The sequence below is a fragment of the Rhizobium sp. Root491 genome (assembly GCF_001427205.1).
GTDB lineage: Bacteria > Pseudomonadota > Alphaproteobacteria > Rhizobiales > Rhizobiaceae > Agrobacterium > Agrobacterium tumefaciens.
Genome location: NZ_LMFF01000017.1, coordinates 195,678 through 219,361 on the forward strand (window position 1 = coordinate 195,678; position 23,684 = coordinate 219,361).

At 52.9% G+C, this 23,684-nt stretch carries 20 protein-coding genes; 9 read left to right on the top strand and 11 right to left on the bottom strand.

Annotation, left to right across the window (positions count from 1 at the left end):
• Positions 1-2 precede the first annotated feature (2 nt).
• Together dinB and ASD46_RS21030 are read left to right on the top strand one after the other, a co-directional pair.
• Complete coding sequence (dinB, locus tag ASD46_RS21025; protein WP_060642613.1) at positions 3-1,082, top strand: DNA polymerase IV; 1,080 nt, start codon at positions 3-5, stop codon at positions 1,080-1,082.
• A gap of 470 nt (positions 1,083-1,552) precedes the next feature.
• Complete coding sequence (locus ASD46_RS21030; protein WP_060642614.1) at positions 1,553-2,392, top strand: FkbM family methyltransferase; 840 nt, start codon at positions 1,553-1,555, stop codon at positions 2,390-2,392.
• A 271-nt stretch (positions 2,393-2,663) separates the two neighbouring features.
• Here ASD46_RS21030 and ASD46_RS21035 read toward each other — a convergent pair whose 3' ends face one another.
• The 8 genes from ASD46_RS21035 to ASD46_RS27840 all read right to left on the bottom strand — a co-directional run bounded on the left by ASD46_RS21035 (position 2,664) and on the right by ASD46_RS27840 (position 13,726).
• On the bottom strand, positions 2,664-3,695 hold the full coding sequence (locus ASD46_RS21035) for an FkbM family methyltransferase (RefSeq protein WP_060642615.1): 1,032 nt from the start codon (positions 3,693-3,695) through the stop codon (positions 2,664-2,666).
• Between the two features lie 24 nt (positions 3,696-3,719).
• Positions 3,720-4,850: a glycosyltransferase family 9 protein gene (locus tag ASD46_RS21040; protein WP_156390083.1), complete on the bottom strand. Its 1,131-nt coding sequence runs from the start codon at positions 4,848-4,850 to the stop codon at positions 3,720-3,722.
• A gap of 52 nt (positions 4,851-4,902) precedes the next feature.
• Positions 4,903-7,002: a glycosyltransferase family 9 protein gene (locus ASD46_RS21045; RefSeq protein ID WP_060642617.1), complete on the bottom strand. Its 2,100-nt coding sequence runs from the start codon at positions 7,000-7,002 to the stop codon at positions 4,903-4,905.
• Between the two features lie 42 nt (positions 7,003-7,044).
• A complete protein-coding gene (locus ASD46_RS21050; protein WP_060642618.1) occupies positions 7,045-8,724 on the bottom strand; it encodes an HAD-IIIA family hydrolase in 1,680 nt (559 codons plus the stop codon).
• A gap of 156 nt (positions 8,725-8,880) precedes the next feature.
• Positions 8,881-9,867: an ADP-glyceromanno-heptose 6-epimerase gene (gene rfaD / locus ASD46_RS21055; RefSeq protein ID WP_060642619.1), complete on the bottom strand. Its 987-nt coding sequence runs from the start codon at positions 9,865-9,867 to the stop codon at positions 8,881-8,883.
• Positions 9,867-11,327: a D-glycero-beta-D-manno-heptose-7-phosphate kinase gene (rfaE1, locus tag ASD46_RS21060; RefSeq protein WP_019566636.1), complete on the bottom strand. Its 1,461-nt coding sequence runs from the start codon at positions 11,325-11,327 to the stop codon at positions 9,867-9,869. The genes rfaD and rfaE1 overlap by 1 nt, the downstream gene beginning before the upstream one ends.
• 398 nt (positions 11,328-11,725) lie before the next feature.
• A complete protein-coding gene (locus tag ASD46_RS21065) occupies positions 11,726-12,997 on the bottom strand; it encodes a glycosyltransferase family 4 protein (RefSeq protein ID WP_060642620.1) in 1,272 nt (423 codons plus the stop codon).
• Positions 12,998-13,399: 402 nt separating this feature from the next.
• Positions 13,400-13,726, bottom strand: a complete 327-nt coding sequence (locus ASD46_RS27840) for a hypothetical protein (protein WP_323455139.1) — start codon at positions 13,724-13,726, stop codon at positions 13,400-13,402.
• Between ASD46_RS27840 and ASD46_RS21070 the strand changes: the two genes are divergently transcribed.
• Entirely contained in the window at positions 13,725-15,341 is a 1,617-nt protein-coding gene (locus tag ASD46_RS21070; protein WP_323455140.1) for an ABC transporter ATP-binding protein, read from the top strand. The genes ASD46_RS27840 and ASD46_RS21070 overlap by 2 nt on opposite strands.
• An 85-nt stretch (positions 15,342-15,426) precedes the next feature.
• Here the strand turns inward: ASD46_RS21070 and ASD46_RS21075 are convergent, their stop codons facing one another.
• Together ASD46_RS21075 and ASD46_RS21080 are read right to left on the bottom strand one after the other, a co-directional pair.
• The gene (locus ASD46_RS21075) at positions 15,427-16,197 is read right to left on the bottom strand and encodes an IclR family transcriptional regulator (RefSeq protein WP_060642621.1); all 771 of its coding nucleotides are present in this window, start codon (positions 16,195-16,197) and stop codon (positions 15,427-15,429) included.
• Between the two features lie 113 nt (positions 16,198-16,310).
• On the bottom strand, positions 16,311-17,120 hold the full coding sequence (locus tag ASD46_RS21080; protein ID WP_060642622.1) for an ABC transporter ATP-binding protein: 810 nt from the start codon (positions 17,118-17,120) through the stop codon (positions 16,311-16,313).
• Positions 17,121-17,251: 131 nt separating this feature from the next.
• Between ASD46_RS21080 and ASD46_RS21085 the strand changes: the two genes are divergently transcribed.
• The 6 genes from ASD46_RS21085 to ASD46_RS21110 all read left to right on the top strand — a co-directional run bounded on the left by ASD46_RS21085 (position 17,252) and on the right by ASD46_RS21110 (position 22,246).
• Positions 17,252-18,055 (top strand): ABC transporter permease, encoded by an 804-nt coding sequence (locus tag ASD46_RS21085; RefSeq protein WP_060642623.1) that lies wholly within the window; start codon positions 17,252-17,254, stop codon positions 18,053-18,055.
• A gap of 31 nt (positions 18,056-18,086) precedes the next feature.
• Entirely contained in the window at positions 18,087-19,076 is a 990-nt protein-coding gene (locus ASD46_RS21090) for an ABC transporter substrate-binding protein (protein ID WP_060642624.1), read from the top strand.
• 62 nt (positions 19,077-19,138) lie between these two features.
• The gene (locus tag ASD46_RS21095) at positions 19,139-19,888 is read left to right on the top strand and encodes an SDR family NAD(P)-dependent oxidoreductase (RefSeq protein ID WP_060642625.1); all 750 of its coding nucleotides are present in this window, start codon (positions 19,139-19,141) and stop codon (positions 19,886-19,888) included.
• Positions 19,889-19,896: 8 nt separating this feature from the next.
• The gene (locus ASD46_RS21100; RefSeq protein ID WP_019566628.1) at positions 19,897-20,583 is read left to right on the top strand and encodes a DUF4286 family protein; all 687 of its coding nucleotides are present in this window, start codon (positions 19,897-19,899) and stop codon (positions 20,581-20,583) included.
• A gap of 10 nt (positions 20,584-20,593) precedes the next feature.
• Positions 20,594-21,442 (top strand): fumarylacetoacetate hydrolase family protein, encoded by an 849-nt coding sequence (locus ASD46_RS21105; protein WP_060642626.1) that lies wholly within the window; start codon positions 20,594-20,596, stop codon positions 21,440-21,442.
• Between the two features lie 24 nt (positions 21,443-21,466).
• On the top strand, positions 21,467-22,246 hold the full coding sequence (locus tag ASD46_RS21110) for a hypothetical protein (protein ID WP_060642627.1): 780 nt from the start codon (positions 21,467-21,469) through the stop codon (positions 22,244-22,246).
• Positions 22,247-22,390: 144 nt separating this feature from the next.
• On the opposite strand, the gene ASD46_RS21115 is transcribed toward ASD46_RS21110, so the two are convergent.
• Positions 22,391-23,341, bottom strand: coding sequence for a bile acid:sodium symporter family protein (locus ASD46_RS21115; protein WP_060642628.1), 951 nt, complete (start codon positions 23,339-23,341; stop codon positions 22,391-22,393).
• Positions 23,342-23,684 lie beyond the last annotated feature (343 nt).

Sequence of the window (23,684 nt, forward strand, 5' to 3'; positions counted from 1 at the left end):
CGATGGATAACACGGCTGTTCGAAAGATCATCCATATCGACATGGATGCCTTTTATGCATCGGTGGAGCAACGCGACAACCCCGCACTTCGCGGCCTGCCGGTCGCCGTCGGCGGATCGGCCGCACGAGGCGTGGTGGCTGCGGCAAGTTACGAGGCGAGAACCTTCGGCGTCCATTCCGCCATGCCGTCCGTCACTGCCAAACGGAAATGCCCGGATCTGATCTTCGTACCGCCACGCTTCGAGGTATACCGGCAGGTGTCGCAACAGATACGGGAGATATTTGCCGAATATACCCCGCTGATCGAGCCGCTATCGCTCGACGAAGCCTATCTCGATGTCACCGAAAACCTGAAAGGCATGGAGATCGCCACCGAAATTGCGCTGGAGATCCGCGCAAAGATCAAGGCGGTCACCAGCCTCAATGCATCTGCCGGCATCTCCTACAACAAGTTTCTGGCCAAGATGGCAAGCGACCTGAACAAACCGAATGGCCAGGCCGTCATTACGCCGAAGAATGGGCCTGGCTTTGTTGAAGCCCTGGCCGTCAAGAAATTTCATGGCGTAGGACCCGCCACGGCCGAGCGGATGAAACGGCACGGCATCGAAACAGGGCTCGATCTCAAGTCGAAATCACTCGGTTTTCTGCAACAGCATTTCGGGAAGTCCGGCCCTTATTTCTACAACATCGCCCGCGGTATCGATGAACGGCAGGTCAAGCCCGATCGCATCCGCAAATCTGTCGGCGCCGAGGACACATTCGTCGAGGATATCGACGATCTCGACTTAGCGAAGGCGGAGCTTGGCCCTTTGGCTCAGAAAGTCTGGCGTTATTGCGAGGCCCACGACATCACGGGAAAGACGGTGACCGTGAAAATCAAATATTCGGATTTCAGCCAGGCGACACGCAGCAAAACAGTGTCGGGAGCCGTGTCTGACCTCGCAACGATTCAGGAGATGTCAGAGACCCTGCTTGCCTCCGTCTTTCCATTCAAACGTCCGGTAAGGCTGCTGGGGATTACCCTTTCCTCGCTGAGCACCGAAGAGAGTGAAGAGGAAGCGCAGCTCGCGCTTGCCCTGTGATGCCCCTGTCCCGAAAACGAAAAAGCCCGCCGCGGGAGGAGGTGCGGCAGGCTTTCCGAAATTTCGAACAACGGCTGGGAGGAGGAGTGCCATTGTCCACAGGACAACCCTTGGGAGGAGGATAGGGTCATCTCAATCCGAAGCTTTGCGGGAGGAGGTGCATCGCTTCGATGAAAACAAGATACCCGGTTTTGCCGCATATTAAATAGGCTTTAATGCAGCGCAGCCATGCAAGAAACGCAGGAGCGCGCTTGCGACAGAGAATCACATCTACGCGCCATTGACAAAGGTCACCGCAAAGCGTCGTCATGATAACCGTCTCCTGCATATAATTATGTATGGAAATGCAGCACATCCACTGTGGAGAAACCTCATACTGACTCCGAAAACCGGTTTATATAACCCTTCTTTATACTGCTTACGTTTGCAATCAATGATTGAATCCATGTCCGGAGGGGGAATTACACTTTATGATCATGAAATTGATCAAATCGCTAAGGCGCGACTCAACAGACGTCAGGGAACGCCTGATTCACATTGAAGAAAAAATCGATGCCGTCATGCGCGAGCAGAAAATCGAACGTGAACGGGAGGAGTCGCAAGAACATAAAGAGATATTATGGGGAGGGCATCCGGACCAACAATTTGGGGGATTGACTTTCAGCCAACACGGGGAAGACTTAATAGTACTAAGTATATTTCACCATCTCGGCATAAAAAATCCTGACTATATCGACATCGGAGCTCACCACCCAATCAATATAAGCAACACTGCTTTATTGCACAAACTCGGATCAAGAGGCATCAACATCGAGGCCAATCCAATTCTCTCCGAAGAATTTACACGAGTACGACCCAACGACATAAACCTGAATATTGGGGTAAGTGACGTGAGCGGTGAACTCGATTTTTATATGATTGACGAGCGCTCGGGACGTAATTCTTTTTCACGAGAGGTAGCAGAGCGTTTTGTTCAAGATCATCCGAAATTTTCCATAACTGATATTCGAAAAATTCCCGTCACAACGGTGCCGGACATTCTTGAGAAATATTATAATGGGAAATGTCCGTCCTTTATGTCGATCGACGTAGAAGGGCTCGACTACACAATATTGAAAAGTATCGACTTCAACAGATACAGGCCTGTAGTTGTGTGTGTAGAAGTCGTTTTTGCTGGAGCTGACGAGCAAAAAGACGAAATATTCCTGCTAATGAAACGGGCAGGATACTACGTTCATTTTGCCACTTCAGGTAATCTCATTTTTGTTGATCAAGCATCCAGAGCCCAGCTTCAACCTTGGTCTGATTAAGCTTCGCCAGCTTTCGCACCCCGCTCCAAATGTCCTGCCACTGAGAATATCCTCCAGAATGGCTTAGAGGCCGGCCAATTGTGACCTACACCCCTTCAAACTAGACCATTTTTTGTTAAGGTTTACTGGTGCACGAGCCGCTCCCAAACGCCGAGGCTCTAATCACAGCCGGATGAAATTTCATTGGCAGGTCAATATCTGCTAAACTATTTTTTGTGCTGAACGCACCCCGATCTGGGTTATAGTCAGGATCGGGGTACGGCCAATAAAATCAGGCGTTCGCAGGCAGCTTCAATTCTAATTTTTCTGGCGGCAGAGCTATTACGTTTATCCGATCATCATATGATTTTCTCCGACCGAGATCGAGCTTTATCAGGCGGTATGAAAATGTGAATTGGCTCGTCTCGCGCAGTTCCATGATGAAAAACTCGTATCCAAGGGACAACCGGAGTAATTCTTGGAACGGCGCAAGTGTTTTTTCCTCTGATTGATCAACCCAGTTTTCAAATATGATCACAGGATTGAATTTCCTTATTGTATTCTCGGCGCCTCGCAAGACAGCATCTTCAGCACCCTCAACATCGATTTTTATCAAATTTACCCTTGAAAAGGTGTCACTCTCGAGCAAATCGTCAAGCGCAATGCACTCTACTTCATCTGCTTCAGAAGAAGCCTCATTTTCGACCGTAAATATAATGTTGTTCCCGGTCCACAACTCATCTGATATTCGGACTTTGCCCGCATGATCGGACATTGCTACGGGATGAACCGTGATCATTTCGCCTAGGTCTAATGAGGCTACGACTTGCTCTAGGTCACGGCTTGCTCGCGGAGCGGGCTCTATAGCTAAACAATGACCGGAAAATCCGGGCCGCGCAGACAAATACACCGGGAAATATCCCCAATTTGCACCGATATCTATGTAGACTCCATCGTTGGGAACAAATTGGTCGATACAAAACAAGATATCAGGTTCATAGCCATTACGAAAATGTGCAACATCTAAATCAGCGCCGATAAATTGGGTATTGCGCATATCCACGGTGACGGCTTTTCGAACTCCATTAATTTCAACACCAAGCTCATCATTATAAATCCATTCGGGCCTGTTATTACGCAATGCCTCCTGGATATCTCTGTGAAGAATCCAAAACGATTCCTGAGTGGCTGGGAAATCACCACTGTAGCCAGAGTATCGAATAATACGCGTCAAAGCAGAGAATGCTTTGAGAGAAATACAATTCCGAACGTGAAAAACACTTGACGAATCTTCCAACGTTCCCCCAATTTTATCTTCCATCATCAAAACAACCCTTGATGTTAATCATTACAACTCATGCGAAACATTTTGAATTCGCCACCAATCGTAGATGTCTCGCGCTAAAATTCCCGGATCGTAAGCAGCCATACAGGACGGAACAGAATCCCCTTTTGGACACATCATCATCCAAGTCTTTTCACTCCACCAGCAATCTCCACATTGCAGAGGTGCAAAATTCAAATTCGACGGATAACCAAAATAATCAACCGACGTAGGCCCGAAGACGACACAACTTTTTTTCCCGAACGCAGCGGCTGCGTGCACAAATCCTCCCTCGTTGTCCATATGAAAAGCCGTATGCTCGAGGAGGCCTAGGGCCTCGATTAGTGAGGTTTTGCCAATCAGATTCAGGTGGACACCGGCGATAGGCTCACTCGTTTTCGCCGTACCGATTTGTACAAATTTAACGTCATCTCCGAAGCGTACTCTCAAGTCCGAGACAACATTTGCCCATCCCGGGTAGGCTTTGGTCGCGCGTTGCCCGGGAAGACTTTGCATAGCTTCATCATAACCATTGTGAAGCGTGATATACTTGCCTGCCACAAGGCCATGCCGATCTAAAACCGTTTCGTCTTTGCTCAAGGATAGCGCATCTCCTCCGTACGCTATACCTGCTGCATAATGGAGGAAATCATTTCTGCTCCGCCCCTTAATGGCGGCGTATCGACCTAGCGTTCCGTCAAGATAGGGATGATGAGAACGCATGAGATCAAGCGGCTCAATCTTTTTCTCGTGAGCTTCCAGTATTCGAACAAGCTCAAATATCTTCTTGTCACCATTCGCTAGTGCACGGTGGGCCGGCCACTTTTCGACGTAGATAAATTGGTTGATTTTGAGCCCGTATAGACAGATGTCTTTGGCATACTTGAAAAAATGCGATGGATATGCGCCCTTAAAACCAGGCACACTCTTAAATACTATTTCAGCCACCGCAGGTGAGTTGTAAAAAATAGAGAACTTTCCGCCGCCCAAATGCATCGACAAATCGCGTAAGAAACGGGCGACGACGATGAGATCCCCGAAGCCGCCCGTTATCAGGATCGCGCCATCATCATTCTGGACTATCCCTGCCGACGCCAATTTACGGCGTTTATATGCTCGCCTGAGCTTTTGCTCGATAGTTTTGAAAACTGCCACCACACTCTCTACTTTCTTACGAGACCCAACTTCGGCAAAATCACTTAAAGCTTCAGTTTTCCGCAGACATCAAACTTTCCACAGCTTTGTAGACATGATCGACCTGAATATCGTTCATACAAGCGTGTCCCTGAACGCAATTTTCTATTTTGGCGATGTAGCACGGCGAACAAGGAATTGGCCTTCTCACAACCTCGACTTTAACGCCTACAGGCTGCCATAGGTTCACATCAGCAACGCCACTGAAAACTGCGACTGTTGGTGTACCGAGAAGAGCCGCGAGCTGCGTTGCGCCGGTATCGCTACCCACAAAAACCGCCGCACCTGAGGAAACCGCCGCCATATCTATGAGTGATAAGCTGCCGGTCAGGTCAAACACGCTCCCCTGAGGAAGAGCCTTGGAAATCGCCTCGCCATACTCCTTTTCCTGACCTCCCCCAAGGACGACAATTTTCAGGTCGTGATATCGCGCCAAACGCATTGCCAGTTCCGAAAACTTCTCAGCCGACCACTTTTTTGCGAGTGTTCCTCCGCCCGGAGCTAATATAGCGTATTTTTGTCCACCCCAAGGAAATTCAAATTGGCCAGATGAAACAAGAGCCGGCCCCGCGTCGAAGTCCAACGGTTTCACCGAATTGACGACGTGACTGCAAAGCAGCATCAACCTGCGGATATTGTGGGGGCTTTTGTGAAGTCCGGATCGCTCGGGGATGGGCGGCAGCGAAACATCAAGCGGAACGAATTGTTTCCCATGGGTCTGATACCCTGCCTTTATTTTTGCGTCGATAAAGGCCAGAACAGGTCGGGTATCCTGATCGTGCCGCAAATCGATGGCGATATCATACTCTTCCCCAACGATGTCCCTGATGTTGGAAAACATCGACATGTCGGCTTTCTTAACATCCTGCGAAAGCTGAGCGAAGAAATTATATTCCCTTACTTCATCGAAGTAACCACAGCCTTTCGCTAAACCGGAATTGGTTGATGAACATACTATAGTGTAGTGACCATCTGGCCATGCTTCCCGAAGAAGACGAACGGCGGGCAGAGAAAGAATAAAATCGCCAATATGATCCAGTTTTACAATGAGTATTTTGGGTCTAATAATATTGGCAGCAAGGCCCGCGCCTTGTTGCGTTGTCGTTACAACCGGCTGTACGTCAGTCTTAGGCCGGTCAGGCGGGAGTTTTTTTTTTGTGTCGAAACGGCCAGCTCGTTTTTTTTCCTTGAAGCGCGCCAACATCCCGGCTACTCCGGCGATCACCATAGACATTGGATACGTAACCGGCAAAAATATAGCACCCTGCCAAGTTAACCTACGTATACGACGCTCCGCTTTCGAGAGGCGATGGGAAACACTCCCTGCTTCAAGCGCCGCGCTTGAAAGATCAGCAATAACGTCTGCGCTCATCTTCGACTGGCTGCGCCAATCACGTATTGCAGACATCACTTCTTTAGAATCGACGGACAAGATACCTTCGGGTTGGACACCTGTCTCTAAACCAGAATTGTCAAAGCGGTATCCGGCAATCGACCTAATTGCATAGCCGGTGGTCGATGCCACGCGCCCCAGATCACTGAAAGACTTCTGCGAAATAATCGCGACCACAAATGACGGTTCCGTTTTCCAAGTGGAACGCTTCGGAAAATACCGGGTCTCGACAGGTGCGAAACCCAAATATTCTGCAGCACCTGCGAGAAGGAATTCCGCCGTGTTTTTCCCTGCCGATGCAGACTTCGATTCCAATGCGGTCGGACCGTCTAACACCGTTCCAGCCACCTCAAGAATAAATACGCCACCTTGTGAAAGGCGGCGTTTTATACCGGACACAATCTGATAAGCCGCTTTGGAACCAACGTGTTGATCCGGGAGGCGACAGATTACGAGCGTAGCAGTCGGAATTTTAGGATTGTCACTATCTCCCGTCAGCGATTGATAGTTTTCATTGGTCGTCGCCTCCCATCCCTGGGCTTGGACCCATTTAATTTCGTCATCTGACCACGCTCCGACCAACACAATGGCCAATGGCTCCGATGACTCCGAGGCAATTGTACTGATGACTGCCTCATATGTCTTCAGACCGTTATATTTAGGATAACGCGATTGCGACAAATAGGCTTCGAAAGCTTCATAGGAAACGCCTTCACTCATGCCCTGAATTTCCCATAAGCTGATGACTTGATGAACTTATTTTCACAGAATATCTTGCTCTGCGACGAAAATCATCAAATTCGATCCAGTGAAAAGACGACCGTCGATCCAAGCTGCGCCAGCAGCCTCAACGTCTGACACTTTGTCCCCAATGAGAACGCTGCGCTCCCGATTCACGTTCCATCGCATGATGATATCTTCTATCATTCCTGGAGACGGTTTTCTCCAATAGTGATCACCCCGGTATTTTTCGACCGTGGCATTCTCGTGGAAAGGACAGAGGCGTTCATCGTCAATAGATGCGCCTTGTTCATGAAGCAACTTCCCAATATGAGCCCGCAAGATGATATAGTCGAGATCATCGTAATAACCGCGACCGATGCCAGACTGGTTTGTTACGACAAATACCCGATATCCCCGATCTCTGAAAGAACTTATAACTTCCGCTGCCCCAGGGATAAGTCGGACGTCCTCAATCTTACCAGGATATCCCGTGTCTTCGATAATCACACCGTCTCGATCTAAAAAAAGCGCGGGTACGCTTTCGGTATAAGGCTGCAGCAATCTGTGCATTTCTTCGACAGCACAGACGATATGATAAAGAGACGACGCGGGCGCATGCTCCTCGACTGGGGTACCATCTTCGTGAAAACGATCCACCCAAAGGCCGGGTAGAACTCCCTTGAAAAAACCCTGCAAGGCACCGGCCGCCTCAGCAACCTTTGCGTATGCCACTTCTCTATCTTCGAGAGTTATCGCCGTCTCGGCCATCATAAGCCAAGCTTTGATCCGCTCCGTTTGCGGCCACAGACGAAATGCTTTGTCGTTGAGCGTCAGATCAAAATTCAGACCGTTGCGAGCCAGACCACGGGACTCATCGACACCTTTCTCGCCAATCTCCACGAGTTTGCGCGCAGCGATAAGAGCGTCTTTCCGCCCTACCATCTTACCCCATCGCGTGAGCAACCATGCCCATTCGAATTGGTGCCCCGGCTCGATTGGCGCCAGGGTGTGATGCTGCATTACCGACCAGTCGTGATTATAATATTCACGAAGAGCCCCGTTTTCAGGCGAGACAAATGCCGACAGGCACAATTCGCCTATTTCATTGAGGCACGACAGCCAGCGTTCAGGCTTTTTTACCGAAGGATTTTCCATCCATGCAAGAAACGCCTCAAAGAGATGCATATGCGGATTGGAACGCAGAGGCACGATAGGCGGCGCGGCCTCTTCAAAACCTGAGGCCGGATGCTTCCAACCTGCGATCATCGCCTCGAGACAATGCAGCGCGGCTTCGGCAATGGCGTCCTCGTTTTCAAGCGTGTCAGCAGCATAGCTCAGACCGAACAACGCAAAGGCATGGTCATATAGATCGAATGAAGTATTCCTGACCCCACTCGCCAAATCGACCGTAGTAATCAGGGAACCGTCCGCATTAAAACAGTGCTGTTGAAGAAAGTCCCATCCGTGCTGAACCACCCCTTCAGCATCGCCGGCCCAACCCATTCTCTTAGCCGCAGAAAAGCTATAGATCTGACGGCAAACGACCCGCGTTCTTCTCGCCGCTTCAACTGCAGCACCGCTTCTATCGATTTTTTCGAAAAAGCCACCACTCACATCATCTCGCCCAACCGAGGACCATAGTGGAAGCGCCGCTTCGAAAAGCCATTTTTTGAGTTTCAGATACTCATTCTGAGCGGATTCGAAGCCCGGCTGTGTCATCAATAATTATCCTTAACCAGACTGGTTTGGCTGACATGAGTGATAGCTATCCAAATCCGTTTTCGAAGGACGCCATTCAGCGGTTGCGATTTTGAGGGTGTTCAATCCAGCTTCATCTGAGCGCATACAGTCTTTTCGCATCAATTATGTCTACTGCTAGCGATATCTGTCTTCGCGGCTTAGATACGAATTGATGTAATCGTCAAGCCCTTCTTCGAGCGATGATTGGGGACCGTTATATCCGATTGACGCGACTTTCGACATATTTGCCTCGGTAAAGTACTGATATTTACCGCGGATCGCCTCCGGCATTTCAATGAAATTAATATTCAGCTTCTTGCCGAGAAGATCGCCCATGACATGAACGATGTCTGCAAAAGATCGTGCCTTGCCAGATCCACAATTAAAGATCCCGCTATATTTCTGATTGTTCAAAAGCCACAAGATGAACGATGTGCAATCTTTCACATATACGAAATCCCGACGCTGTTCTCCATGTTCGATATCAGGTCGATAAGACTTGAACAGGGATACCTCGTTGGTGGCCTGCACGACGTCAAAGAGTTTGCAGGCGACACTGCGCATATCATCCTTATGATATTCATTTGGCCCGTAAACATTGAAAAATTTTAGGCCAGCCCACTGCGGAGGGGCATTCTCACCACGCGCAACACGGTCGATGAAAATATCATCGGTCGTCTTTTTGCTCCAGCCATAGGCATTCAGCGGTGCAAGAGAGGCGCGTGCCGATGCAGCCTCGTCGTCATCAAACCCCTCCTCGATGCCACCATAGGTCGCAGCGGAAGACGCGTAAATGAAAGGAACGCCATGCTCAGCACACCAGTCCCACAACATTACAGAATAGTTGATGTTCAGCTCGATCAGTCTGTCTACATCAGCTTCCGTGGTGGCGGAAATCGCGCCCATATGTATGACGGCTTTCACATCCACTTTAATGCTGCGAAGATAGTCGGGCAGTCCTTCGGGTGACACATAAGCTGCGATGTTACGCTTTGCGAGATTGCGCCACTTATCGCCACGGCCAAACCAGTCAACGACGGTAATCGGCCCCAGACCCGCCGCCTCCAAATCAGCGACAATGTTGGACCCGATAAATCCAGCAGCTCCGGTTACAATATACATCAAACTGCCTCTTTTTTGCTGCGCGCAATCGTCGCCGTCGTGCTTTTTCCGGGCACTATTTCGAATGTAACGACCTTGCCGCCATCCGCCATCACGACATCCGCACCAACAATGTTGTCGATTGTATAGTCCGCCCCCTTAACCAGCACATTGGGGCGTATCGTCTTAATGAGTTCAAGCGGCGTGTCTTCGTCAAACACCACCACCGCGTCGACGAAAGCCAATGCGCCCAGAAGTTCGGCGCGATCCAGTTCGGTATTTATCGGTCTCGATGGACCTTTAAGCCGCTTTACCGAGCTATCTGCATTAACGCCAACGATCAGACGATCACAATTATCCCTCGCAAACTGCAGAAGCCTGATGTGGCCAACGTGCAGGATATCGAAGCAACCGTTCGTAAAGCCGACCTTCAGATTATCGCCCCGCCAATCCTCTGCCAGCGCCTGGACATCTTGCCTGTCAAAAAGCTTGTCCGAAGGGCTGACTTCCCCCGACGAGGTGTCGTGAGACAAGGCATCTCGGAGTTCGGCAGCAGAAACAGTTGCCGTGCCTTTTTTCCCAACCACGATGCCAGCAGCTGCATTTGCAATCCGTGCTGCATCGGCACGTGAAGTTTGGGAGCCCAGGCCAACGGCGAGCGTCGCAATTACCGTGTCGCCGGCACCAACGACATCGAACACTTCTTTAGCTTCCGTGCGAATATGGAAAGGTGGATGGCCTCGCTCAACAAGGGTCATCCCTTTTTCCGCTCGCGTAATGAGGACCGCCTCGATGTCAAAGCGCGACAGGATCAACTCGCCAGCCAATTCAGCTTCCTCATCGGTATCCGGCCATACACCCGTTACGGCCTGCGTTTCCTTTTGATTGGGTGTTACAATCGCGGAACCTGCATAGCGGGTAAAATCAGACGTTTTTGGATCGATAATGACCGGTTTTCCCTCAGTCCGGCACGCAGCAATAATTGCTTTCACAACCCTTTCGCTTAACAGACCTTTGGCATAGTCCGACAAAATGACAACGCTGTGAGATGCGATCAAGGAAAGCGCAGTGGAGATGACACGATCCTCTTCCTCGTGGGAAATCGGAGTGGCATCCTCAAAATCAACGCGCAACATTTGCTGGCCGTGACCGAGGAACCGCGTCTTGATAGTTGTCGGGCGCTCATCCAATGTCACGAAGGGCGCCGAAACGCCATGAACATTGTTCAGCAACTCAAGCAGTTTGCTGCCATTGTTGTCTTTGCCCACCGCTCCCAGCAATGTACAACTTGCTCCAAGAGAAGATATGTTGCGCGCAACGTTAGCTGCGCCACCGGCAAAATATTCCTCTGATCGCGCGCACATAACCGGGACCGGGCCTTCCGGGGAAATGCGGCCGACATCGCCGGAAATAAAGCAGTCCAGCATTACATCGCCAATGCAGAGAACCTTAACTTCAGAAAATCTCAAATAGTCCAACATCACCAGTTATTCATCCTGTCGCTGTCCTACACGTGAGCCACAACACACGCAAAACGGAATGCCCAATTCAACTGCTCTGCAAATTGCAGAACTGCCATCGCCCCCAAGACGATTCAACTGAATCGAATTAGCTGCCCAATGTGCCCCAATTGCGCTTAAGACATTTAAAAGGGCATGATTATCAAAATTTTTACGGCGACCCTACAACTCCATGAATCGAACTTTTGTCTGTCGTAAATCAAAATTTACAAAAGCAAAAGGCCAACCAACTTAGCCATCACGTCTAAAAACCATCAGGAACATCGAAAAACGATCGACTATATGCCTTGAAGAACATTTTCTTCTGCCAGCATTTCATTCAGACGGCTCAGACAGTTCTTGAACATTATTTGCATGCATCAAGATTTTACGGGTTTAATTGACTCAAGAATTCCTTGCGCAACATCTTTCCAGGTCCGCATTTGTGGACGAGAAAGCGCGATGGTTTTTTTCCACTCCGAATATTCCGCAGGATTTTCCAGAAGCTTCTGGAGCTGACCCGCTAACTCTTCCGGTCTTTCTGGATCGAAATAGCGCGCCAAATCTCCTCCTGCCTCTCGAAGTGCAGGAACATCTGCAGCCAGAGCAGGCGTTCCACACCACAATGCTTCACTTACCGGCAGGCCCCAGCCTTCCATTCGACTGGGCAAAAGAAGCGCGTAAGCCTTTTCATACAGCGCGTGCAATTCCGCCTGGTTAGGATTGAAAACGAAGTTAAACTTTCCGGATAGCGGCGCAAATTTCTCTTTCTTAAGAAATTTTTCCACTCTTTTACGGCGCGCACCCGCCAAGACAAGTTCAGGCACCTGAATGCCCCGTTGATGCAAGGAGAGCATCGCTTCAACGACGCACTCAAGGTTTTTCCTTCCGTTGTAGATACCCACGCATAAGAGATATGGCTTTTCCGGGCCATGTTTATCAACCGGCTCGTTAGTCGGGCGCAATTCATGACATAAGGGAACGGCAACAACAGATGACACGGCCGGCAAAATCCCGGCTTCCGAAAAATGCCGGACTTCTGACGCGGTAAACTCCGAGTTGGTCAGAACCATAGACGCAGCCGTGATCGCCACCTGATTGTCATAAATAAAGTTTCTCGGGAACGAAAACTGATTTCGATGGGTGAAATCATGCAAGGGGATCATGTCGTGAAGAAGCGGGATGAAAATCGGCTTGGTGCCATTTTCAGCGAGAGCCATCAGATAGTCTGACATTATCTTCGGACGCCCAAGCGCAATCAAGATTTGCCCGTCGAGGTCTACATCCTTAACCGCCCCAACGGGAACGGTAGCCCAGCGCTTCTTGTTGCGATGCTGAACGATCTTGTGGAGAATCCGGTAAAGCGCGTTTTTAACGACGTTTTTATCATATAAATTTTGACGAAGGCGCAAAGGCGTTGCCGAAGAAGGAATATTCGGATCAAGAACGCCCGTTGGAGACGCATCGCCTACGCGTGGAAACACCTCAAAGAAACGCCGATGCAACGGTGAGTATATGACGTATCGAATGGACGCATCAAGCTTTGTAAGCTCGTATGCAACTTCCATGACGGTTCGCGCTATACCGTAATATTTGAATTTCACACCGGAATTCAAATACAGTTCTGATAAATCAAAAAATACATCGGACATTCACTGACCTGCCTGCTTTTAACTGGCCCGACGACGGTCATCGGGGATGCAACCAAAAATTCTCCTGCAATCAGTGAATGGGATAATGCACCGTTCACCAATAAGCCAGAACGTTTCAGGTGAGAGCTTTCGCGACTTTGCGTCGATATAGATTTTAGCGAGCCAGCTTGTCAATCGCGCAGCCAGTCAAACGCCCGGAGCCACATTACAACTGGAAAAAATGCCGTCCTTAGCCTTGTAGACGTAAATTTCGGTTTCGCCAGACGCAGTCGCTCCCAATCTATTGCTCTGAGTAACGATATTTGCTCGTTCTTCCTTGTGTTCCGATCACGCCTTTTCATGGCCGCATCAACGCTCAATGTTGACACTTTAGATCGCTAGGCTTATTGGCGTGATCTCAAATCAGTCGGGCTCTTTACCTACCAGAGCCTTTCGCGCAGTTTTGCTCGGCGCGAGAGAGATTATCGAGCTTGGCACGGCAGCGAGTGGAAACTGAGAAAGCCATCCCGCATGAATAACATGCAGCTGAATGTGCAATTTGGAATCTGTGTGGGCGTCGACACCAAATAAGGATATTTCTGTGATCGGATCGTTTTTGTCGCCAAACGACAAGAAGTTGCTGGTGCGGCTTTTCAAAGAGAACTTCAAAAAACATGTTGGTTGGTACAGTGCAGCAATTGCGGCGATGGTTGTCGTTGCCGGCACAACCTCTCTCAGCGCATGGATCATGCGCGATATCGTCAACAGTGTTTATCTGAAACAGGGTTTTGACGTTGTTCTGGAGATTGCGTTTGCAGTGGCTGCAATCTTCATTGTCAAGGGTCTCGCCACCTTCGTACAGAGCTACTATCTCAGCAAGGCAGGTAACAGTATCGTAGCTGAACAGCAGCGCAAAATCTATGACAGGCTTTTAAAGCAGGGCGTTTCGTTCTTTCAGAACCTGCCATCATCTGAATTGCTGGTTCGCGTTACCTATAACGCGCAGGCTGCCCGTAGCGTCATCGATACCATTGTCACATCCTTTATCCGCGATCTGCTTTCGCTCCTTGGCTTGATCATCGTTATGTTCGCCCAGAATTTCCTCCTGAGCGCGATCTCGATGATCATAGGCCCGTTGGCGATCTTCAGTGTTCGCCTGGTTTTGCGGCGCGTGCGCCACATCATGGAGGCCGAGCTTGCTTCGCTCGGCGAGATCGTCAACGTCGTACAGGAAACTAGCATCGGCGTGCGCGTTATCAAGGCATTCTCTCTTGAAAAGCTGATGCGCCAGCGCATGAACAAGGCGGTATCTGATGTCGAGCAACGCGCTAATGGCATTGCGAAACTTGAAGCGGCAACCAGCCCGATCATGGAGACACTGTCTGGCCTCGCCATTGCAGTCGTCATCGCCGTATCCGGTTACACCGTTCTTGAAAAAGGCGGTTCGCCGGGTGACCTGATGGCCTTCATTACTGCCCTGCTTCTCGCCTATGAGCCGGCCAAGCGTCTGGCCCGCATGCGCGTCCAGATCGAAGGCGGAATGATCGGTGTGCGTATGATGTTCGAGGTTCTGGACGCTCCGTTGACACTTGCCGAGAAAAAAGATGCGCAGCCGCTCCCCAAGGCAAGTGGAAACGTAGAACTTAAGAACGTCAGCTTCGAGTATGTTGCCAACCAGCCGGTTCTGAAGGACATCAGCGTCCTCTTCGAGGGTGGCAAGATGACTGCGCTGGTCGGGCCTTCCGGCAGCGGCAAGTCGACGATCATCAACCTTATAATGCGTCTTTATGATCCGCAAAGCGGTTCCGTCGAGATCAACGGAATGGATTTGCGCGATGTGTCCTTTGCCAGCCTGCGCGAGCATGTTTCTTACGTGGGCCAGGAAACCTTCCTCTTCTCGGGAACGGTGAAGCACAACATTTCTGTTGGTCGCGACAACGCTACCGATGAGGAAATCATTGCTGCGGCCAAGGCGGCCAATGCGCATGATTTCATCATGAACATGCCTAATGGTTATGACAGCAAGCTTGGCGAAAACGGCTCCGGCCTGTCCGGTGGCCAGCGTCAGCGTGTTGCCATCGCCCGCGCCATGCTGAGAGATGCGGACATATTGATCCTCGACGAAGCAACGAGCGCGCTCGATTCGGAATCCGAAGCGCTTGTTCGGGACGCGCTTGAACGGTTGACGTTCAACAAGACCTCGATTGTCATTGCCCACCGGCTCTCCACGATTAACCGCGCCGACAAGATTGTCGTGATGGATAATGGTCAGGTTGTCGAGCAAGGAAGCCGTCGCGAGCTGCTCGCAACGGATGGTCTCTATAAGCGCCTGCACAGCATCCAGTTCGATGCGGACGTAGCCTAAGTCAACCATTTATCGGGCGGCATTGCCGCCCGATCCTTATTGAACATCCCCGTGATATCACGTGCTTTCGGCCGGTTGACGCCGATTACCAGGTGATTTCCATATCGCTCGCTGCCCTCACCAGAAGCGGCAGAATTTCCGCCACACGCTCATCGGTCAACCGCGTGAGCGGCGCGGCAACGCTCATGGTGCCCACAACTCCCTTATCCTGACGGATGGCAACTGCGATTGCCCCTACCCCTTCCTCGGCTTCGCCAACCGCACGGCCGTAACCGAGGCGAGAAACAGCGTCCAGTTCCTTGTTGAGCGCTTCAATCGTGTTGATGGCGTTGGCAGCCTGCTGGCCGGGTTGGCCAAGTCCGGCCTCGAGCGCAATCCTGAGCGCCCGCTCCCTTTCGAGGCTGGCCAGCCATATCTTGCCGTTCGCCGTAGCGTAGGGAACGATGCCGGCGCTCATATCGGGCTCGAATACCAGACCGGAACGGCGGCCGCGCGCCGAGCCGACCCACACGAGAGTGTTGTTCTGCACGGCGGTCAGGCGAACGAGTTCACGGGTGCGCTCCGCAAGATCGTCGAGGATCGGCTGGCGCAGATCCGATACCTGCAGGCGCGCCAGCTGTTTCTGACCCACCAGCGCCATGCGCATGGTCAACGCATAACAATCGCTTTCCTGGCTCTGCCACGCCCAGCCGTTGTCGATGAGCGATGTCAGGATACGGTGGCAAGCGCTTTTGGGAATATCGAGTTGGTGTGCGACATCGGAAAGCTTCAGCGGCTCCTCGGCCAAGGCAAGGAGCTCCAGCATGGCGATCGTCCGCTCGACACCGCCGCTTGGTACATTGATCGTCTTTTCCATCTCACTCTCCGGTCGACGTGCACGGCCACTATCGGGAGGGAACCCCAAGGCGATGCGAAAATAGGCTGTTGCGGCGTCTTTGGCTTCAACGAAAACCAGGAGACGCCGCCGGTTCAGGCATGGCGCTGCAGAATGCCGCGCGATAGGAATATCTCGGTGATCTCCTCGGATTTTTCGATAAATTCCGGCTCGCGCCGTGCCGCCAGTCCACGCGGACGCGGCATGTCGATCTCCAGCACTTTTTCAATTCGGCCCGGCCGCGGCGTCATGACTATGACGCGGTCCGCCAGAAGAACCGCCTCGTCGATGGAATGGGTGATGAACACCACCGTCATACGATTTTTCAGCCAGAGAGCTTCAAGGTCGATACGCATCTGTTCGCGCGTCAGCGCATCCAACGCACCGAAAGGCTCATCCATCAGCAAAAGCCTGGGCTGAAGCAGAAGCGCACGCGCAATGGATGCGCGCTGTTTCATGCCGCCGGATAGTTCGTGCGGATATCGATTGGCAAAGTCTTTCAGGCCAACGGATTGAAGAAGCGCCAATGCGTGGGGTCTCAGTTCCTCACGGTTTCTGCCGGTCATTTCGGCCGGGAACAGAACATTATCGATAATCGTTCTCCAAGCCAGAAGCACGTGATTCTGGAAAACGATGCTCATGCCGGGCGGCGGGTTATTTGAAACATCGCCAAAAACGGAAATCTGGCCGGTGCTGGCGCGCGAAAGCCGTGAGATCAGCCGCATCATCGTTGATTTGCCGCAGCCGGAAGGGCCGACAATTGCCACGAACTCCCCGTCGCCAATCGTCAGGTCGAGCTTTTCCAGCGCCACGACCGGCGCATCCGGGTGCCCGAAATATTTACTGACACCCTCCAGCAAGACGCCCTGCTCATAGGTCTTCCTTTCGGTTTTCTTCTGCAACATGCACTCCTCCCGCTGCATTCCAATCCTCTTGTCCGGCCTGAATTACCACTTGACGAAACATCAGTCCATATGGAACATTGTTCCAATATTAAAATTGCGCGGTGAACGGCCGGGCAATTTCGGGAGGAAACATGTTTTCGAAAGTCATGGGGGCCGTCAAAGGCCAAGTCCACACGATGGCCAGTCTCGTGGGCGCAGGGGTCGTGTGGGAGATTGCGGTGAGAGCGCTCAAGGTGCCGGAATATATTCTGCCGGCCCCGAGCAGAGTGTTTGCGGACCTTTTTAACAATATACCGATCGTGTTCACGGCATCGCTTTATACGCTACAACCGATGGTGCTGGGCTTTCTGGTGGCGGTGGTCATGGGAACGCTTCTTGCGCTTCTGGTGGTCTATTCGCGTGCCTTCGAGGCGATATTTTACCCGCTGCTGGTGATCCTGCAAATCATCCCGAAGATCGCCATCGCACCGCTTTTCATCATCTGGGTCGGCTTCGGCCTGCCGTCCAAAATCCTGCTGGTCTTCCTGCTTTCCTTTTTCCCGATCGTCGTCAACTCCATCGTGGCCTTCAAATCCATCGAGCCGGAGGTCTACGATCTCGCCAAAAGCTATCGGGCCGGACGCCTGACGATTTTCTGGAAAGTGGAACTGCCGGGCGCCCTGCCCTCCCTTTTTGCGGGATTTAAGGTCGCTGCCGCACTTTCGGCCACTGCAGCCGTGGTGGCGGAGTTCGTCGCCTCCGATAACGGGCTCGGATATCTGCTTCTAAATTACAACGGCAACATGAACACCAGCATGACCTTCGCCGTCATCATCGTGCTGAGCCTGCTTGGCCTGCTTCTCTACGGGATTGTGGAATTGATCGAGCGCTTTGCCATCCCCTGGCATGTTTCCCAGCGCCGAGATGATTTCACCGTGGGCAAGAGCACGACCTGAACCAGGACTTTAATTAAAAAGGGAGGATAAAATGTTTAATACAATGAAGAAAACACTGGCGGGCGGCGTGCTTGCCCTTACCGTCGGCCTGGCGGGTGTGCAATCGGCCGCAGCCGAAGACAAGGTGACGCTCCGCCTCAATTTCCTTTTGAGTGGCGTCCACACGATCTTTTATTACGGCGCGGAAAAAGGCTTCTACAAGGATGCCGGCATTGATCTGCAAATCGGCGAAGGTCAGGGTTCGGCACGCACCGTGCAATCCGTCGCAACCGGCGGCGATATGTTCGGCATTGCCGATGGCGGCAGCGTGATTGCCGGCGCTTCGAAAGGCGCGCCTGTCAAATCCGTGCTTGGCCTGCTCAATACCTCGCCTTATGCGATGACGTTCCGGGCGGATTCCGGCGTGAACTCCATAAAGGACGTGGAAGGAAAGACGGTCGCCGCCAGTGCCGGCGAAGCATCTCTCGCCCTCTTGCCAGCCATCTGGAAGAAAAACGGCGTCGACTCCTCCAAGGTCAACATTCTGAATGTGGATGGCCCCGGCAAGATCATCGCCATCATGCAGGATCGCGCAGCAGGCATCCTCGGCGGGCTTGAAAACCAGGTGGTGGTTCTGAATTCCAAAGGCCTGCAACAGAAGGTGTTTTCCTTTGCGGAACTCGGTGTGAACACGCAGGGCCTGACCATCGTCACCAACACGAAGCTCATCGACAACAATGGGGACCTCGTCAAACGTTTCGTCGCGGCATCGCTGAAATCCATCGAAGCGGCCAAGGCCGATCCTGATGCGGCGGTTGCGGCAGCGGTCAAGGAAAAGCCTACCGGCGATCCGAAACTCCTCAAAGAGCAGCTTGAAATCTCGCTCAAGCTTCTGCCGTCGCCCACGGCCCCCTTCGCACCGCTCGGAGAAATGGCTGTTGCCGACTGGCAGCAGACACTCGACCTGATGAAGGAATATCAGGACATCAAGACCGATATGCCGGCAAACGCCTTCTTCACCAACGGCCTGATCGCCAAATAAGCACGGATGCTCCCAGTCCGGCGGATGCCGCCGGGCTGGCACGCGGAACAATGGTTTAAAACATGTCCACATATTATGATTTAGAGGGCAAGGTGGCGGTTGTTACCGGCGCTGCGGGCGGCTTTGGCACCGCCATCAGCCAGCGCCTTCGCGACTGCGGAGCGACGGTCGTCCATTGGGACCTGCCAGCCTGCGTAAAACAACACCAGTTTGCCGGCCTTCCGTCATCCGGTGTCGACATTACCGAACCTAAAAGCATCGACGTGGCTACCGCCGAGTTGCGCAGCCAACTCGGCAGGCTCGATATTCTTGTCAACAATGCCGGCATTGTCGGCAATGTCGCGCCGCTTTGGAAAATCCCGGTGGAGGAATTCCGTCGGATCATCGACGTCAATCTCATCGGTTCGTTTCTTGTCTGCCGTGCCCTCGTACCGCTGATGATCGAGACGGCGAAGAGGAGCCGCGCCGGCCGCATCGTCAATGTCGCTTCGATCCAGGCAAAAGAGGGCATGCATCAGGCCGCCGCCTACAGCGCCGCCAAGGCGGGGTTGGTGGCGCTGACGAAAAGCCTCGGCAAGGAACTGGCGACATCGGACATCCTTGTCAACGCCATCACACCCGCCGCTTCCTTGACGGCGATGAGCATCGACGCGCCGAAGGAACGGCTGGACGATATTCTCTCGCGCATCCCGATGCGCCGATTTCTCGAACCCGCCGAGGTCGCCAGTATGGTGGCCTGGCTCTCTTCTTCCGAATGCAGTTTTTCGACCGGCGCGGTTTTTGACCTGTCCGGCGGTCGTGCAACATATTGAGGTAACCTATGTCTCTTTTGGGAAAAGCCGTCGTCGCCATCTGGAACGACATCTTGCCGGAAGGCCGCGAAAACTTCATCGAATGGCATAATCGCGAGCATATTCCGGAACGCGTGGCGATCCCCGGCTTCCTGCGCGGACGCCGCTATGTCGCCGAACAGGGCACGCCGGAATATTTCACGCTCTACGAAGCGGCGGACGCACAGGTGCTGGTTGGCCAGCCCTACCTGGAGCGGCTGAACAGCCCCACGCCCTGGACTAAAAAATCGACCGCCGACTTTCGCAACACGACGCGCGGCGTGTGCAACACCGAATACTCCCATGCATGTGGTGACGGCGGCTTTATCGCCACCTTCCGGTTTGATGCCGCCGATGGGCGGAAGGCAGCGTTGCGATATGCGCTATCACAAGCGCTGACCGAGATCGGCAAACTGAACGGCGTCAGCGGCGTGCACCTGTGCATTGCGGACAATGGCGCAAGCAGCCTTGCGACAGCAGAGCGAAAGGGTCGGCAGGTGGGCGTGCCCAACTGGATCATCCTCATCGAAGGCGGCTCCGCCCTTTCCGTAACGAATGCCAGCGACGCGTTGGCACATAAACTGTCGAAACAGGAGCTGACGGGGTCGGTGGAAAGCGGGCTTTACCGGCTCGAATTTTCGCTGGGCGAAAACGCCCTTCAGCAATCGGCAGCATAAGGAAAACAGCATGAAACTTCTCCGTTGTGGCCCATCCGGTCATGAAAGGCCGGCAGCAATCGATGCCGATGGAAATATCCGCGATCTCTCTTCCGTTATCACCGACATCACCGGTCAGACGCTTTCGCGCCGTTCTCTGGCTGACCTTGGCAAAATCGACCTCTCATCACTTCCCATCGTGTCACCAGATGTCAGGATCGGCGCCTGTGTCGGCGCAGTCGGAAATTTCGTGGCAGTCGGCCTGAATTACAGCGACCACGCACTCGAAACCAACACGCCGATCCCGGAGGAGCCGGTGCTGTTCAACAAACACACCTCCTGCATTTCCGGGCCGAATGATCCGATCGTGCTGCTGAAGGATTCGGAAAAAACCGACTGGGAAGTGGAAATCGCCTTCGTAATCGGCGAGCCCGCCTACAATGTCAGCGAAAAGGACGCGCTTTCCGTCGTCGCCGGTTATTGCGTCTGTCACGACGTTTCGGAGCGCGCCTTCCAGATCGAGCGCGGCGGCCAATGGACAAAGGGAAAAAGTGGCCCTGGCTTCGGCCCGCTCGGCCCATGGCTCGTCACCCCGGACGAAGTCGACGATGTGCAAAACCTCGGACTCTGGCTCGATGTCAACGGCCAGCGCATGCAGACCGGATCGACCGAGAAGATGATCTTTCCTATCGCCACTCTCGTCTCCTATATCAGCCGTTTCATGCGCCTCATGCCAGGTGACGTGGTCACGACCGGCACACCACCGGGCGTCGGCCTTGGAATGAGGCCGCCGGTCTTCCTGAAAGCCGGAGATGTCGTCGAACTTGGCATTGATGGCCTTGGCAAGCAGCGCCAAATCGTGACAGCATTCGGCCAATAGACAGAATGAGGGATGATGACTGGAATGACGGCGATCGAAAAACTGGCCCAGGGCCTTGTGAAAGCAGGCTTGAACAGCAGCAAAATTGCGCTGGCGACAATCCAGGCGGATGGCCTCGTTCCAGACGGCCTTGAGGAAGCCATTGCCGTTCAACGAGCTTTCGTTGAAGTTTCCGGTAAAACAGTGGGAGGCTGGAAGCTGGCGATCCGGCCGGACGGGAACGCGGTCGCTGCGCCGATGGTCGATTGTTATGGCGTCGATGAGGATAACGTCGCGTCTTTTACGGGAAGAGACGTTGAAGGCATCGAGGTGGAAATCTGTTTCACCCTCGCCTCCGATATACCCGCGGCAACCGCAACCCCGCTAAGCAGGGCCGATATATTGACACATATCGACGCCGTTCACCTCGGCGTCGAGCTGCTCGGCTACCGGTTGGTGGAAAAGAACCAGGTCCCCTTCCCGCTCTTTCTGGCGGATCGCCTTGCCAATCGCGGGTTTGTTCTCGGGCCGGAAATCGACGCGGCAATCATTAATACCTTAGCCGAAAATACCGGGGATCTGCCGCATCTGACGGTGACCGAAGGTACAGAGCTTCGTTTCGATGCGGTGGTGAAACACCCAAATATCGATCCGCTCGCCCCGCTCGTCGCTTTCGCCAATTCCAAGCTCAATAGGAATGGAACGCTGAAGCGCGGACAGATCGTCACCACCGGCAGTCTTTGTGGTGCGATAACAAGCGACCTTGCCGCCGAAACCTATATCGATATGAAAGCGGTCGGGGCTTTCACACTTTCATGCTCTTGATCGTCGCCTTCGGCCATCGACGCGAATAGTGCTTCCGCGTCGATGACGATTTTGGTCGAGACGTTACGGATCTAAGGCGTCATGTTTCGAAGAACCCCTTTCGGGCTGCTTCATATCCCGTCGGCCAATCTTCGTCCGGCGATCCTATCCGGCTTTCGTCGTCGCCGTCGTGTCCACGCGGCCCGAAAACCAGTTGGCCAGCAACGCGCCGGAGATATTGTGCCAGACGCTGAAGATGGCGCTGGGCACAGCTGCGAGAGGCGAGAAATACGCTGTCGCAAGAGCGGCACCGAGACCGGAGTTCTGCATGCCCACCTCGATGGCGATTGCCTTGCGCTTGGTGAGTGAGAGGCCGGTCGCCTTTGCCGCGAAATAGCCGAGCAGATAACCGAGCCCATTATGAAGAACCACGACCGCAAAGATCATCAGGCCGGACTGCACGATCGCGCCCTTCGATGCGCCGACAACCGCCGAGACGATCAAAACGATACCGATGACGCTCACGAGCGGCAAAGCCGGCACGGCCGCCTTGACGACACCTGGCAAAAGCTTCTGCAAGGCAGCACCAAGGGCCAAGGGAACCAGCACGACCTTGACGATGCTCAGGAACATTGCCCAACCATCGATCGGCAGGAACTGGCTGGCAAACAACCAAACGAGGAAGGGCGTCACCAGAGGAGCAGCAAGCGTCGTCACTGACGTGCAGGCGACGGAGAGGGCGACGTCGCCCTTCGACAAATATGTCATGACATTGGAGGATGTCCCTCCCGGGCAGCAGCCAACTAGGATCACGCCTGCTGCCACTTCCGGCGGCATGGGAATGATCCGGGTCAGCAGGACCGCAAGCAGCGGCATGATGAGGAACTGGCCGAGCACCCCGATGGTGACATCGACCGGGCGCTTTACGACTTCACGAAAATCGTCGACCGAAAGTGTGAGCCCCATGCCGAACATGATGATCGACAAAAGCGTGACGATCCACGGCCCAATCTGCTTGAACGTATCTGGAAAATAAAAGCCGAGCACGGCAAACAAGATGACCCAGACCGCAAAGGTTTTGCCCACAAAAGCCGAAACGGCTGCCAGCGATTTCATGTCTACACTCCCAAAATGAACATGAGACCCCCTCTAGACTCCTAGGGTGCTCTGTCAAGGTCATTACGCCGTTGCTCCAACCTCGCGGTCAAAAACGATACGTCGCAAATCCGGGAAGATCGAATACCTCTAGGTCAACAAGCTCAGTTGGCCAAATCTAGCCAACATTCACCGCAACATCTGCCCCACCAAATATGAAGCCAGATTGGCTGCAAAACTCATCGGGACGCAACCATATCTAGCGCGACTCGAATTTTCATTTGGCCTTGCTTACGGGAATGCTAATCTTATCAGCGACTTCGATCCGCCTCCCCGAAAAAGCGCGCCTGGGCGCATAAGGATC

What these genes read in the sequence shown, in the direction of transcription:
- dinB (WP_060642613.1), top strand. Translation starts at nt 3, where the DNA reads ATGGATAACACGGCTGTTCGAAAGATCATCCATATCGACATGGATGCC.
- ASD46_RS21030 (WP_060642614.1), top strand. Translation starts at nt 1,553, where the DNA reads ATGATCATGAAATTGATCAAATCGCTAAGGCGCGACTCAACAGACGTC.
- ASD46_RS21035 (WP_060642615.1), bottom strand. Translation starts at nt 3,695, where the DNA reads ATGATGGAAGATAAAATTGGGGGAACGTTGGAAGATTCGTCAAGTGTT.
- ASD46_RS21045 (WP_060642617.1), bottom strand. Translation starts at nt 7,002, where the DNA reads ATGAGTGAAGGCGTTTCCTATGAAGCTTTCGAAGCCTATTTGTCGCAA.
- ASD46_RS21050 (WP_060642618.1), bottom strand. Translation starts at nt 8,724, where the DNA reads ATGACACAGCCGGGCTTCGAATCCGCTCAGAATGAGTATCTGAAACTC.
- rfaD (WP_060642619.1), bottom strand. Translation starts at nt 9,867, where the DNA reads ATGTATATTGTAACCGGAGCTGCTGGATTTATCGGGTCCAACATTGTC.
- rfaE1 (WP_019566636.1), bottom strand. Translation starts at nt 11,327, where the DNA reads ATGTTGGACTATTTGAGATTTTCTGAAGTTAAGGTTCTCTGCATTGGC.
- ASD46_RS21065 (WP_060642620.1), bottom strand. Translation starts at nt 12,997, where the DNA reads ATGTCCGATGTATTTTTTGATTTATCAGAACTGTATTTGAATTCCGGT.
- ASD46_RS21070 (WP_323455140.1), top strand. Translation starts at nt 13,725, where the DNA reads ATGCGCGATATCGTCAACAGTGTTTATCTGAAACAGGGTTTTGACGTT.
- ASD46_RS27840 (WP_323455139.1), bottom strand. Translation starts at nt 13,726, where the DNA reads ATGATCCATGCGCTGAGAGAGGTTGTGCCGGCAACGACAACCATCGCC.
- ASD46_RS21075 (WP_060642621.1), bottom strand. Translation starts at nt 16,197, where the DNA reads ATGGAAAAGACGATCAATGTACCAAGCGGCGGTGTCGAGCGGACGATC.
- ASD46_RS21080 (WP_060642622.1), bottom strand. Translation starts at nt 17,120, where the DNA reads ATGTTGCAGAAGAAAACCGAAAGGAAGACCTATGAGCAGGGCGTCTTG.
- ASD46_RS21085 (WP_060642623.1), top strand. Translation starts at nt 17,252, where the DNA reads ATGTTTTCGAAAGTCATGGGGGCCGTCAAAGGCCAAGTCCACACGATG.
- ASD46_RS21090 (WP_060642624.1), top strand. Translation starts at nt 18,087, where the DNA reads ATGTTTAATACAATGAAGAAAACACTGGCGGGCGGCGTGCTTGCCCTT.
- ASD46_RS21095 (WP_060642625.1), top strand. Translation starts at nt 19,139, where the DNA reads ATGTCCACATATTATGATTTAGAGGGCAAGGTGGCGGTTGTTACCGGC.
- ASD46_RS21100 (WP_019566628.1), top strand. Translation starts at nt 19,897, where the DNA reads ATGTCTCTTTTGGGAAAAGCCGTCGTCGCCATCTGGAACGACATCTTG.
- ASD46_RS21105 (WP_060642626.1), top strand. Translation starts at nt 20,594, where the DNA reads ATGAAACTTCTCCGTTGTGGCCCATCCGGTCATGAAAGGCCGGCAGCA.
- ASD46_RS21110 (WP_060642627.1), top strand. Translation starts at nt 21,467, where the DNA reads ATGACGGCGATCGAAAAACTGGCCCAGGGCCTTGTGAAAGCAGGCTTG.
- ASD46_RS21115 (WP_060642628.1), bottom strand. Translation starts at nt 23,341, where the DNA reads ATGAAATCGCTGGCAGCCGTTTCGGCTTTTGTGGGCAAAACCTTTGCG.